6 protein-coding genes and 1 pseudogene are annotated in these 13,243 nt (G+C 78.6%); 2 read left to right on the forward strand and 5 right to left on the reverse strand.

The genetic code is table 11. The annotated features are described in order from the left end of the window. Positions 1-37 precede the first annotated feature (37 nt). From D459_RS0116840 to D459_RS0116860, 5 genes are all read right to left on the reverse strand, one after another. The gene (locus D459_RS0116840; RefSeq protein WP_017594181.1) at positions 38-355 is read right to left on the reverse strand and encodes an acyl carrier protein; all 318 of its coding nucleotides are present in this window, start codon (positions 353-355) and stop codon (positions 38-40) included. After that, positions 352-1,125 carry an alpha/beta fold hydrolase gene (locus D459_RS0116845; RefSeq protein ID WP_017594182.1) on the reverse strand — a complete coding sequence of 258 codons (774 nt, stop codon included), beginning with the start codon at positions 1,123-1,125 and terminating at the stop codon, positions 352-354. The genes D459_RS0116840 and D459_RS0116845 overlap by 4 nt, the downstream gene beginning before the upstream one ends. Further along, complete coding sequence (locus D459_RS0116850) at positions 1,122-8,513, reverse strand: type I polyketide synthase (RefSeq protein ID WP_026120466.1); 7,392 nt, start codon at positions 8,511-8,513, stop codon at positions 1,122-1,124. Before D459_RS0116850 ends, D459_RS0116845 begins: the two co-directional genes overlap by 4 nt. Before the next feature lie 134 nt (positions 8,514-8,647). Next, on the reverse strand, positions 8,648-10,312 hold the full coding sequence (locus D459_RS31935) for an AMP-binding protein (protein WP_020380218.1): 1,665 nt from the start codon (positions 10,310-10,312) through the stop codon (positions 8,648-8,650). Between the two features lie 362 nt (positions 10,313-10,674). Continuing rightward, on the reverse strand, positions 10,675-11,277 hold the full coding sequence (locus D459_RS0116860) for a helix-turn-helix domain-containing protein (protein ID WP_017594185.1): 603 nt from the start codon (positions 11,275-11,277) through the stop codon (positions 10,675-10,677). 78 nt (positions 11,278-11,355) lie between these two features. Here D459_RS0116860 and D459_RS34455 point away from each other — a divergent pair. Together D459_RS34455 and D459_RS0116870 are read left to right on the forward strand one after the other, a co-directional pair. Further along, positions 11,356-12,366 (forward strand): annotated as a pseudogene (locus tag D459_RS34455) (NAD(P)/FAD-dependent oxidoreductase); the annotation flags it as partial. A 79-nt stretch (positions 12,367-12,445) separates the two neighbouring features. Beyond that, complete coding sequence (locus D459_RS0116870) at positions 12,446-13,090, forward strand: class I SAM-dependent methyltransferase (protein WP_017594187.1); 645 nt, start codon at positions 12,446-12,448, stop codon at positions 13,088-13,090. The last annotated feature ends 153 nt before the right edge of the window (positions 13,091-13,243 follow it).

Below are 13,243 nucleotides of genomic sequence, written 5' to 3' on the forward strand. Positions count from 1 at the left end.
ATGCCCCCGCGGCGCCGAGACCATCGGGGAGAGCGGATCAGGGCGTCCGGTCCTGCGGCCCGGGGAACAGGTCCTGCAGGACCCGGGCCGCCTCGGCGAAGGTCGGGGCGGCGTTCAACCGATCGCGCGGGACCGGCGCGCCCAGCCGGGCGGAGATCCGGGTGCGGATCTCCACCGCGGCGATGGAGTCCACGCCGGCCTCGGCGAACTCCATGTCGGGCTCCAGGTCCCGGGTGTCGGGGTGGCCGAGCACGGCGGCCGTGCACTCGGTGACGACGTCCAGCAGCAGCCGCTCCCGCTCGGCCGTGGGCATCGCGGCCAGCCGCGCCTTCAGCGGCCGTGCATCGGCGGTCATGCCGTCCTCTCCGCTTCCCGCCCCCCGGCGCCCGGGGACGCCCCGGCCGGGTGCGCCGGATGCGCCGCCCCGGTCTCCTCCAGCCAGCCCCGCAGCGCCGCGAAGAACCCCTCCGGGTCGTCGAGGTGGAGCATGTGGCCGGTCCCCGGGACGGTGCGGACGTCGAAGCCGCGCGCCTCCCCGCCGGACCCGTCGATCTCCGGGATCAGCCCCTGCCGCTCGGCGAGCAGGATGAGGGAGGGCGCCGCCGTCGACTCGGGGAGCGCCGGCATGTCGAAGGTGTGCATGTCCACCATGGTCCGCGGGTCCCACAGGGCGCGGGCGCGCGCCTCGGCCTCGACCGCCGCGCGGGACCAGCCCGGGTTGCGCTCGGCGATCTCCTCCGCGGTCATGCCCACCAGCCGGGCCGCCGACCGGGGGTCGGGGAGGTCGGTGACGGCCCGGATCCCCCAGTACGGCTCGGCGTAGACCAGCCGCGCCGGGCGCAGCTCGGCGGCGGCGAGCCCGAGCAGCGCCGCGCCCACCGAGTGCCCCAGCGCGAGGTCGGCCCCCGCCGGCAGCGTCTCCGCCAGGTCGCCGGCGAGCGCCTGCGGGCTGTAGTAGCCGCGCGGGCTCCCGCCGTGCCCGCGCAGGTCCGGGGCGATCACCCGGTAGCCCAGGCCGGCCAGGGCGCCGGCCGCGTGCTCCCAGGTCCCGGAGTCGCCGGCGAACCCGTGCACCAGCAGCGCGGTCCGCTCGCCCTCCCCCCACGTTCGGGTTTCGAGCCTCACTTCGCCTCTCCCTTCGCGTTCTGCAGCCGGGCCACCACGCGCCCGGCCAGTTCGGTGACGGACGGCCCGGACGCGATCTCCACCAGCGCCAGGTCGCAGCCGAACTCCTTGCGGACCGCCCCGAGCAGCTCGGTCGCCATGATCGAGTCGAACCCGAGGTGGTCGAGCGTGCGGCCGCGGTCGATCCCCTCCGGGGGCGCGCCCACCACGCGGGCCACCACCCGGGCGAGCATCTCCGCGGCGACCTCCTCGGCCTCCTCGGGCGGGGCCTCCGCCAGCCGGCGCCGGGCCTTCTCCAGCGCGGTGGCGTCGGACACCGCGGCCTCCGGGACCAGGTCCCGCAGCCGCGGCCGCTCCGCCACGTAGGGCCGGATCTCGGCGAGCCGCTCCCAGTCGATGTCCATCACCGCGGCCACCTCGGCGCCGCGGCCGATGAGCTCCTCCAGGGCGGCGAACGCCCGGTCCGCGGAGACCAGGCCCATGCCGCGCCGGCCGACGGCTCGGGCCACGTCCTCCTCGGCCAGGGCGCCCACGCCGCGGATGCTGCCCCACTGCACCGCGATGCCGGGGAGTCCGGCCCGCCGCCGGGTGCGGACCACCGCCTCGGCGGCGGCGTTGGCCGCCGCGTAGCCGGCCTGGCGCAGGTTGCCGATGGCCGAGGTCACCGACGAGTAGACCGCGAACAGGTCGAGGTCCATGCCGCGGGTGGCCCGGTCCAGGACGTGCGCGCCGCCCAGCTTCGGCGCCAGCACGGCCCGGGTCCGCTCGTCGTCGGCGTCCTCGAACGGCTCGTCGTGCAGCACCATCGCGGCGTGCACCACGCCGCGCAGCGGGCGGCCCTCCTCGGCGAAGCGGGCGATCAGCGACCGGACGCCCGCGGCGTCGGTCGCGTCCAGGGCGTGCGCGGAGGCCTGCGCGCCGAGCGCCTCCAGCTCCCGCAGCAGCGCGGGGACCCCCTCGGCCGCGCCGCCGCGCCGGCTCGCCAGCGCCAGGTGCCGGGCGCCGCGCCGGGCCATCCACAGGGCGGTGGCGGCGCCGAGCCCGCTGGTCCCGCCGGTGATCAGGTAGGTGCCGTCCGGGTCGAAGGCGGCCGGGCGCGGCGGGAGCAGCGCGGCGGGGGGCCGCTCCAGGGACACCACCGCGCACCCGGCGCTCGCCGGGGCGCGCGGCGCCCGGTAGGCGTCCCCGGCGCCCTCCGGTTCGTGCAGGTCCAGCGGGAGCGGGCGGTAGGCGCCCGCGTCGACGCGCTCGGTGAGGCGGGCGAACCGCTCGGCCGCCGCGGCGGGCCGCTCGGCGGCCGTGCGCACCGGGTCCACCGAGGCGAAGACCAGGTCGCCGCGGAGCGGCGGCATCGGGGACGGCAGGGCGGGGCCGCCGGCCGCCTGGACGAACCGGCCGCCCGGGGCCAGCAGCTCCAGGGCGCGGGCCGCGGCGGCGCCGGCGGCCGTGTTGAAGACCGCGTCGGGGCCGCGCCCGCCGGTCAGCGCGGACACCTTGCGGGCCAGGTCGGGGTCGCCGGTGTCGAGCACGTCCGCCACCCCCAGCATGCCCAGCAGCTCGCGGCCGTTGGGGTGCTCGGCGGTGGCGATGACCCGGGCCCCGGCGCCGCGGGCGTGGGCGATCGCGGCGGCCGCGGTCCCCCCGCCGGCGCCGTGCACGAGCAGCACCTCGCCCGCCGAGAGGCCGGCCAGGTGCTCCAGGCCGTGCTGCACGGCCAGGTAGGCGGGGAGGGTGGCGGCCTCGGTGAACCGGGTCCCGGCGGGGATCCGCCCGACCATGTCGGCGCGGGCGCGCACCCGGGTCGCGCACGCCCCCGGGGCGAAGGCGTAGACGCGGTCGCCGGGGGCGAGGCCGTCGACGCCGGCGCCGACCGCCTCCACCACCCCGGCGCAGGCGTGTCCCAGGGCGTACCCGCCGCCGTCCGCGGGGCGCGCGGGCGCCTCGCCCAGCGCCTCGGCGGTGTCCCGCGCGGTCACCGCGACCGCCCGCACGTCGATGAGGACCTCGCCCTCGGCGGGCTCCGGGGCGGCGGAGCGCACCCACTCCAGCCGGGGCGAGGGGCCGGGGTCGGTGAGCCTGAGCCGGCACGCCTCGCCCGGCCCCGGCCTGCCCGCGGCCGGGGGGAGCGGGGTGAGGCGGGGGACGAACCGCCCCTGCCCGTTCAGCAGCACCTCGTCCTCGTCGCCGGGGTCGGCCAGTTCGGCGGCGAGCGCCGCGGTGTCGGCGCCGGGATCGGAGGTGCGGTGCAGGGAGATGTGCCTGAGGTCCAGCCAGGGCAGCTCGCCGTCGAGGACGCGGGCCGCCCCCCAGGTGGCGGCGTCCGCCGGGGCCGCGCAGGGCTCCGGGGCGGGGAGCGCGCCGGAGGGGCGGGTCACCGTCCACACCCGGGGCGGGGCGGCGCGGCCTTCGAGCGCCGGGACCAGGGCCCGGAGCGCGGCGATGCGCTCCACCGCGGCCTCCACGCCACCCTCCGCGTCCTCCGGGCGGTCGCCCAGGAGCAGCACGATCTCGGCGGGGGCGTCCTGCCCCAGGGCCTCGGTCCAGTCCGCGGTGGACCGGTGGAGGCCGGTCCGCTCGGTGCCGGCCCCGCCCGCGGCGAGCCGCTCTTCGAGCGCGCGGGCGTGCTCCTCGGCGCCGGGCTCGGCGGCGATGAGCACGCGGGCGCCGCCGAAGGCGGGGGCGGGGTCCGCCGGTGCGGGGGAGCGGTCGGAGCGCCGGGCCAGGAACACCGACGACCGCTCGTCGGCCTCGCTGAGCCGGACGGCCTCCTCGAAACCGGAGGACTCCGCCACGGCGGCCCACCGCTCCATGGACAGCAGCGGGGAACCGGTGCGCAGGTCGGTGTCGGTGTAGGACCAGAACCCGTCCAGCAGGCCGAACACCATCGCCAGCTGCCCGGCGTCGTGGTGCTCGACGGCGAGGAGCCGGCCGCCGTCGGCGAGCACCCCGGCCAGCCGCCCCAGCACCGCCCGCAGGTCGGAGGTGGCGTGCAGCACGTTGGCCGCCACCACCAGGTCGAACTCGCCTTCGCCGAGCCCCTGCCCCGCGGCGGGGGCCTCCAGGTCGAAGGTGCGGTACTCGACGAAGCCGCGGTCGGCGAACCGGCGGCGGGCCTCGGTGACCAGGGAGGGGGAGACGTCGGTGAAGACGTACCGGGTGCGTTCGGCGGGCAGCAGCGGGAGCAGCGCGGCGGTGGTGGCGCCGGTGCCGCCGCCGACCTCCAGGACGCGCAGCGGGCGGCCGGCGGGCCAGCGCTCGGCCAGCGCCGCGACCGCCGCGGCGGCGTACCGGTTGGCCGCGCGCGAGGAGGGGATCGACTCGTAGAGGTACCGGGCCAGGCGGGCGCCGGAGTCGGAGAAGACCAGCTCCACCGGGTCGAGTTCGCCGCGCAGCACCTCGGGGAGGCGCCGCCCGCAGCGCTCGTAGAGCATCAGGGCCGGGGCGACCTCGGGCCACCCCCAGGCGGACGCCTCCATGGCGCGTCCGGGGTCGATGGGCCCGCACACCCGCCAGCGGGGCGGTTCGCCGTCAGCGGAGACGTCCTCCAGCAGCCCTTCCGCCTCCGCGACCGAGGCGAGGACGCCGAGGAGCCGGTCGTAGTGCGGGAGCACGCCCGCGGCGATCAGGTCGGCGGTGCCGAAGGACTCGGCGCCCGCCGCCAGCCCGGCCAGGGCCCGGGCGGCGTAGTGCGCGGTCACGGTCAGGGCCACGGCGTCGGAGGCGGGGCCGCCGGAGCGGTCCCACTCCCGCTGGGCCTCCCCGATCCCGGGCGCCGCGGCCCCGGCCAGCTCCCGGGGGCCGGGCAGGGCGGCGGGCGGCGGGGGCGTCTTCGGCGCCGCGCGCATCCGGGTGGAGTAGTGGACCGGGCGGGACGAGCCGGCGCGGAACCTTCGGCCGCGGTACCCCTCGATCTCGACCGAGACGGCCCCGTCCTCGTCGGTGATGAGCAGGTCGCAGACGACCTCGTCGGCGGTGGCCTCGCGCAGCAGGGCGCGGATGAACCCGGAGCCGGCGGGGCGGCGCCAGCGGCGCACCGCCCCGATGGCGGCGGGGAAGAACGCGTCCTCGTCCGGTCCCGGGCCGCGCAGCGCCGCCGTGGTCTGCAGGGCGGCGTCGATCAGGGCCGGGGAGACCTCGAACCCGGCCGAATCGGCGATCTCGTAGCGGGCCAGGGCCTCGCCGCCGGCCGCGTGCAGGCCGCGCAGCGGGCGGAAGGCGGGACCGTACTCGATCCCGGCCTCAGCCATCCGGGCGTAGTGGCCGCCGGTGCCCTGGTCCGGGCCGCACCGGGCGCGCGCCTTCTCCACGTCCAGCGGCTCCGGGGGGCCTCCCGCCGGCGGCCGGATCCGGGCCTCGGCGTGCACCCGCCAGTCGCCGCCGGTCCGGGCGGCGATGCGCACCGCCCCGGCGCCGTCCGGCACCGAGACCTGGGTGCGCACGTCCATCGCCGGGTCCTCCCAGGGCAGGGAGAGGAGCCGGCGGATCTCCAGGGAGGCGGCCTCGGCGGGGCCGCCGAGCGCGCGGCGCCCGGCGGCCAGCGCCATCTCGGCGAAGGCGGCCGCGGGCATCACCACGGCGCCGCCCACCCGGTGGTCGGCCAGCCACGGCAGGCGGGCCGGCTCCACCTCGCCCAGCCAGGCCGGGTCGGGGCCGGGGACGCGCTGGCCGAGCAGCGGGTGCTCGTAGGGGCCGCGGCCGGCCCCGGTCGGAGGCGCCCACCAGGAGCCGTCGCCGTTCCAGTGCCGCTCCCGCTGCCAGCGGACGGCGGGCAGGTCGGCCACCCGCCCCGGGGCGGGGAAGAAGCCGGAGAGGTCGGCCGCGCCCGCGGCGATGGCCCGGCAGGCGGCGGAGTCGAGGGCGCCCCGCTCGTCCGCCTCCTCGCCCTCGGCGGGTCGGCGCAGCGTCGGCAGCACCGCGGCCCGCCCGCGGCCGGCCCCGGCCGCCCGCCGCAGGTAGCCCCCCAGCACCGGGTGCGGCGCGACCTCCACGAACACGTCGCAGCCCTCGGCCGCCAGCGCCCGGACGGCCTGGGCGAACAGCACCGGCTCGCGCACGTTGCGCCACCAGTAGGCGGCGTCGGGCTCGCCGCCGAGCAGGCGGCACGCGGTGACGGTGGAGACCATCGGGGTGTGCGGGGCCCGCGGGGCCAGGCCGTCCAGCGCCCGCAGCAGGCCGGCCCGGACCGGGTCCATCATCCGGCTGTGGAAGGCGTAGTCGAGGTCCAGCTCGCGGTGGAAGACGCCGCGCAGCGCCAGGCTCTCGCCCAGTTCGCGCAGGGCCTCGGCCTCGCCGGAGACGGTGACGTCGGTGTCGCCGTTGACGCCGGCGATCTCCAGCCGGCCCCGGAACGGCGCCAGCTCCTTCTCCGCCTCCGCCGGGGACAGGCCCACCGCGGCCATCCGGCCCGTTCCGGCCGTCGCCCCCTGGGCCCGGCTCCGCTCCGCGATCACCCGCGCGGCGGAGTCCAGATCGAGGGCCCCGCAGGCGTAGGCGGCGGCGACCTCGCCGGCGCTGTGCCCGGCCGCGGCCGCCGGGCGGACGCCCCGCTCGGCGAGGGCCGCGACCAGGCCGGCCTGGACCGCGAACAGGGCGGGCTGGGCGACCTCGGTGCGGGCCAGCGCGGAGCGCTCCGCGGGGGCGCGCAGCTCGTCGACGACCGACCACTCCAGGTGGGGGCGGAGCGCGGCGTCGACGCGCTCCACTTCCGCCCGGAACGCGGGCTCGGAGTCGAGCAGCCCGGCGCCCATCCCGGCCCACTGCGAGCCGTTGCCGGAGAAGACGAAGGCGGCCCGGCCGCCCTCGGTGCCCACCGTGTTCGCGCCGTCGGCCCCGGGGGCCCCGTCGGCGACCGCGTCCAGCAGCTCCGCGGCCCCGGCCGGGTCCTGCGCCAGCACGGCGGCGCGGTGCCGGTGCCGCCCGCGCCGCACCGAGGCGGTGCGGGCGATGTCGTAGAACTCCTCCGGGGCGGCGGAGCGCAGCCGCTCGGCGTGGGCGCGGGCCGCCTGCCGCAGCGCCTCCCCGGTGTGGCCGGACACCACGACCGGCAGCCGCCGACCCTCGGCCGGGGCGGGGCGGTCCGGGGACCCGTGGGCCGCCAGGACGGCGTGGGCGTTGGCGCCGCCGGCGCCGAAGGAGCTCACCCCGACCAGTGGGCGCTCCCCGCCGCCCAGCGGGCGCCGCTCCCGCACCGGCAGCAGCCCCAGCCCGTCGAAGTCGATCTCGGGGTTGAGGACCTCGGCGTGCAGCGACGGCGGGATCTCCCGGTGGCGCAGCACCGCGATCCCCTTCAGCAGGCCGGCCATCCCGGCGGCGGCCTCCAGGTGGCCGACGTTGGTCTTGACCGAGCCGATCGGGAGCGGCCCGGCGGGGCCGCGGCGGGTGCCCAGGGCGCGCCCGATCGCGGTGCACTCGACCAGGTCGCCGACCCGGGTCCCGGTGCCGTGCGCCTCCAGGTAGCCGAGGTCCTCCGGCGACGCCCCGGCGCGCGCGTGCACCTGGCGCAGCAGCTCCTCCTGGGCCTCCTCGCCGGGGTGGGCGAGGCCGGGGGTGCGGCCGTCGCAGTTGGTCCCGCTGGCCAGGACGACCGCGTGCACCCGGTCGCCGTCGGCGACCGCGTCGGAGAGCCGCTTGAGCAGCAGCATCCCGCCGCCCTCGGCGCGGACGAAGCCGTCCGCGCCGGCGGAGAAGGCCCGGCAGCGGCCGGTGGGCGAGAGCATCCGCGCCTTGGCGGTGACGATGTACTCGTACGGGTCGAGCAGGAGGTTGGTCCCGCCGGCCAGGGCCAGCCCGGTCCGCCCGGACAGCAGCTCCTCGCAGGCCCGGTGGAGCGCGACCAGGGAGGAGGAGCAGGCGGTGTCGGTCACCGTGCTGGGGCCGCGCAGGTCGAAGTGGTAGGAGACCCGGTTGGCCACCGCCGTCCCGCTGCTGCCCAGCGCGGTCGGCACGTCGATCGAGGCCGTGTCCCGGGCCTGCAGGACGCCGAAGGGCAGGGAGTAGACGCCCAGGTGGACCGCGGTGGCGGAGCCGCGCAGCCCGGCCGGGTCGACCCCGGCGTCGTCGAACGCCTCGACCGCCAGCTCCAGCGCCATCCGCTGCTGCGGGTCGATCCGCGCGGCCTCGCGGGGGGAGAGGCCGAAGAAGCCGGGGTCCCACTCCTCGAGCCCCTCGATCACCCCGCTCGCGAAGGTGTAGCTCTTGCCGGGGCGGTCCGGGTCGGCGGAGTGGAACCACGCCTGGTCGAAGCGGTCGGCGGGGACCTCGGTGACCAGGTCGCGGCCGTCCCGGAGCGCCTCCCACAGGCCGTGCAGGTCGGTGATGCCGCCGGGGAGGCGGCATGCGGCGCCGATCACGGCGACGGCGTCCTTCCCCGTCGTCGGCGACTGTTCCATGTTGCCCTTTCGGTCTGGTTCGGCGGTGCGCCCGGGCGGGCCCGGCGCGCACCGCGCACACGGTGTCGGTGGAGGGAGGGCGGGGAGCACGGAGGGACCGGCTCCGCCGCGGCGGGAGCGGAGGGCCGGGGCGGTCAGCCGGCCCGGGCCGGACCGGCGGCGCGGTCGGTGGTGCGGTCGGCGGCCAGGCGCCGGAGCGCCTCCTTGTCGACCTTGCCGATCCCGGCGGTGGGCAGGGCGTCGACCGCCAGCACCCGGTCGGGGAGCTTGAACGCGGCCACGCCCTCGCCGCGCAGGAACGCGCGCAGGCCGCGCAGGGTGGGCGGCGCGTCCCCGTCCGGTGGGCCGCCGGGGACGACGACGGCGCACACCCCCTCCCCGTAGAGGGGGTGCGGGAAGCCGACCGCGGCGGCCGCGCGCACCCCGGGGTGGCGGGCGATCACGGCTTCGAGGTCGTCGGCGGCGATCTTCTCGCCGCCCCGGTTGATGACGTCCTTGACCCTGCCGGTCACCGCCACGTTCCCGGCGGCGTCGATGCGCACCAGGTCGCCGGTGCGGTAGTGCCCCTCGGGGCCGAACCGGCCCGGCTCGCCGGCCGCGCGGCCCGCGTAGGCGGTGATGGTGCTCGGCCCGCGGGTCCACAGCTCGCCCTGCTCCCCGGGCGGGACCGGGCGGCCGTCCGGCCCGGCCACGAGCAGCTCGTCGCCGGGGGCGACCGGGCGGCCCTGGGTCAGGTCGGCGACGTCCTCGGGGTCGTCCAGGCGGGTGAAGGTCAGCAGCCCCTCGCTCATCCCGTACACCTGCTGGACGCGGCAGCCGAGCCCGGCCCTGATCCGGCGGGCGGTCTCCGGGGCCAGCCGGGCCCCGCCGACCTGCACCGCGCGCAGCGAGCGCGGTGCGGCGCCGGAGTCGGCGGCCCGGGAGAGCAGCTGCTCGGCCAGGCCGGGGACCAGCGCGGTGTGCGTGGCGCGGTGCTCCTCGGCCAGCTCCAGCAGCACGTCGGCGTCGGCGGTCGCGGCGAAGGCGACGGAGCCGCCCTGCGCGAGCGCGCCGAGCATCCCGGGGTGGGCGCAGGTGAAGCTGTGCGTGGCGGGCAGCGCCGCAAGGTAGACCGAGTCCGGGCCGAGGCCGGCCGCGTCGGCGGCGGCGCGGAGCACCGAGCCGAGCGCCTCGTGGGTGCGGGGGATGGGCTTCGGCGGCCCGGTGGTGCCGCTGGACAGGAAGTACAGGGCGGTGTCGCGTGGGTCGGCGGTGTGCGGGCGGGGCGCGGGGGCGCCGCCGGGCGCGCACAGCGCGGCGAGGTCGGCCTCGTCCGGCCGCCGCTCGCCGGGGCCCAGTACCAGCAGGGGGTGCGGCCCGGGGCGGCGCCGGAGCAGTCCTCGCAGCATGGCCGGGTGGTCGGTGCTCCCGGTGGCGGCCGGGATCGCGGCCGCCACCGGGGCGAGGTCGGCGACGACCGGCTCCAGCTCGTGCTCGCGCAGGGCGGGGTGGGCCAGGATCGGCGGGCGGCCGGCCCGGATCAGCGCGAGGGCGAGGACGAGCAGCTCGACGGAGTTGGGCAGCTGCACCAGGACCGGGCCGGGGGCCTGCACGCCCGCTCCGGCCAGGCGGTGCGCCGCGGCGTCGACGGCCTCGGCGAGCCCGCGGTGGGTCAGCGGGCGCGGCCCCGCGACCGCGGGCCGGTCCGCGCCGCCCGCCCCGTCCGCGGCGTGCCGCAGCACCAGGTCGTCCAGGAGCTCGGCGCGCCACCAGCCCTCGGCCCGGTAGCGCTCCGGTCCGCTCGCCGCATTCGGTCCCATCGCGACCCCCTGGAATTCCCGCACCGGCGCGTCCGGCGGCTTGCACGGGAACGGACACTACTACGCGTGGTGAAGGGAATGCGGGAGGTTTCGGTTTCGGTCCGGCGGACCGGTCGCCACCGTCTTTCATTTCGGACTGGAAAGCCTCTCCAGGCGTTCGGTATTTTCCGTTTTTTCCGTCTGTCGCGGGAGGATACGGGTCTTTTTCCGGCCCCGGGGCAGAATGCGGTTCACTTTCGGGGCCCGGCCCCGGGAAGGCCGGACCCGTTCCCGTGCCGGCGGCGGTGGCCGGTGCCGGTGCTTTTCGTACGAGGCGCCGGGAATCCCGTTCCGGCGGTGGACATTCGATTTCCCGGGGCGGGTCAGTCCCCGTCCCCGCCGGGGCTCCGCTTCCTGGGGCGGGCGCGCAGGTGCGCGCGCTCGCCCTGGCGGCCGAAGAGGCTGAGCATCTCCACCGGATCCTCCCCGGCGGCGCCGAACCAGTGCGGCACCCGGGTGTCGAACTCGGCGGCCTCGCCCGGGGCGAGCACCAGGTCGTGCTCGCCCAGGACCAGCCGGAGCCGGCCGTTGAGCACGTAGAGCCACTCGTAGCCCTCGTGCACCTGCGGATCGGGCTCCCCGCGAGAATCGGGCGAGAGCACCATCTTGTAGGCCTGGATGCCGCCGGCCCGGCGGGTCAGCGGCACCATGGTCATGCCGTTCCGGGAGACCGGGCGCAGGTGGACCCGGGGATCGCCGGTGGGCGGCGCGTCCACCAGCTCGTCCAGGGTGACGCCGTGCGCCCGGGCCAGCGGGAGCAGCAGCTCCAGGTTGGGCCGGCGCGCCCCGGACTCCAGCCGGGACAGGGTGCTCACCGAGATGCCGGTCGCCGCGGACAGGGCGGTCAGGGTGGTCTCGCGCTGCTTGCGCAGCGCCCGCAGCCGGGGGCCGACCGAGTCCAGGGCGCGGTCCAGATCGTCGTCCATGCCCGCCATTTTGCCAGACCGGCAACGAATTTTGCCCGGGCGGCGGGCGGTGGCGCATCCTCGGACGCGGAGGTGGTCATGGTGTTCGACGAGTTGAGAGACGGCTACGACGTGGTGGTGGTCGGCGGCGGCGCCGCCGGGCTGAGCGGGGCGCTGCCCCTGGCCAGATCGCGGCGGTCGGTCGCGGTCATCGACGCGGGCGCCCCGCGCAACGCCCCCGCCGAAGGGGTGCACGGCCTGCTGGGCCGGGAGGGGGTCCCGCCGGAGGAACTGGTGGAGCGCGGCCGGGCCGAGGTCCGCGGCTACGGCGGCCACGTGGTCCGAGGCGAGGTCGCCTCGGCCGCGCGCGACGGCGACGGGTTCCGGGTGGTGCTGGCCGACGGCCGGGCGGTCCGCGCCCGCCGGCTGCTGGTCGCCACCGGCCTGGCCGACGGGCTGCCCGACCTGCCGGGGCTGCGCGCCCGGTGGGGCCGGGACGTGCTGCACTGCCCCTACTGCCACGGCTGGGAGGTCCGCGACCAGGCCATCGGAGTACTGGCCACCGGCCCGATGGCGGTGCACCAGGCGCTGATGTTCCGGCAGCTCAGCGAGGACGTGGTGCTCTTCGCGCACACCACGGGGGAGCCCGCAGCCGAGCAGGCCGAGGAGCTGGCCGCCCGCGGCGTCCGGGTGGTGGCCGGCGAGGTGGCGGCGGTGGAGTCCGCCGGGGACCGGCTGACCGGGGTGCGGCTGGCCGACGGAACCGTGGTCGCCCGGGACGCGCTGGCGGTCGCGCCGCGGATGGTCGCGCGGGCGAAGTTCCTCGCCGATCTGGGGCTGCACCCGGTGGAGCACCCCTCGGGGGTCGGCGAGCACATCCCCGCCGAGCCGACCGGGCGCACCGCCGTCCCCGGGGTATGGGTCGCGGGGAACGCCACCGACCTGATGGCCCAGGTCGCGCTCGCCGCCGCGGCGGGCCTGACCGCCGGCGCCCAGATCAACGGCGACCTGGTCGCCGAGGACACCCGGCGGGCGGTCGCCGCCCGCCGGCCCGCCGGGAGGCGGCCCCCGCCGAGGGCGGGGAGCGGCCGCGCCGCCGGTGACCGGCGGGGACGCGCGGCGAAGACGCGCCGGCCGGGCGCACCGAAGACGGAAACGACAGACGGAAACGACCTGCAAGGGGGACGCGGTGACCGAGGAGTTCAGCGCGGAGTACTGGGAAGAGCGCTACAGCGGCCACGGCCACGGGCACGGCCACGGGCACGGGGGGCGGCCCAATCCGCAGCTCGTCGCGGAGGCGTCCGGCCTCGAACCGGGAACGGCGCTGGACGCCGGCTGCGGCGAGGGGGCCGAGGCCCTCTGGCTCGCCGGGCAGGGCTGGCGGGTGACGGCGGTGGACATCGCCGCCGCCGCGCTCGACCGGGCCCGGAAGCGCGCCGAGGAGCACGGCCCCGGAACCGCGGGGCGGATCGACTGGGTCCAGGCCGACCTGACCGGATGGGAGCCCGAGGCCGGCCGCTACGACCTGGTGTGCACGCACTACGTGCACCCGGCCGGGGCGGGGGAGCGGGACGCCCTGTTCCGGCGGCTGGCGGACGCGGTCGCCCCGGGCGGCACCCTGGTCATCGTCGGCCACCACCCGAGTGACCGGCACAGCGCCGAGCACACCTCGGCGCCGGACGTGCACTTCACCGCCGAGGAGGCCGCGGCCGGCCTCGACCCGGACCGCTGGGAGGTCGCCGTCGCAGAGTCCAGGACCCGGCGGGCCTCCGCCCCCGACGGATCCGAGATCACCTTCAGCGACACGGTGCTCCGCGCCCGCAGGCGCGGCTGAACCGGGCCGGGCGGCCCGCCCTCCCCACCGGAACCCGGGGGGAGGGCGGGCCGCCCCGCCGCCGTCGGGACCGCTCCGGCCCCTCCCCGCCCGCCGGGGAGGGGCCGGAGCGGTTTTCGGCCCCGGCCGGGGGAGCGCCCCGGCGCGGCGGCC

This window comes from Nocardiopsis potens DSM 45234 (assembly GCF_000341105.1).
Lineage (GTDB): Bacteria > Actinomycetota > Actinomycetes > Streptosporangiales > Streptosporangiaceae > Nocardiopsis_A > Nocardiopsis_A potens.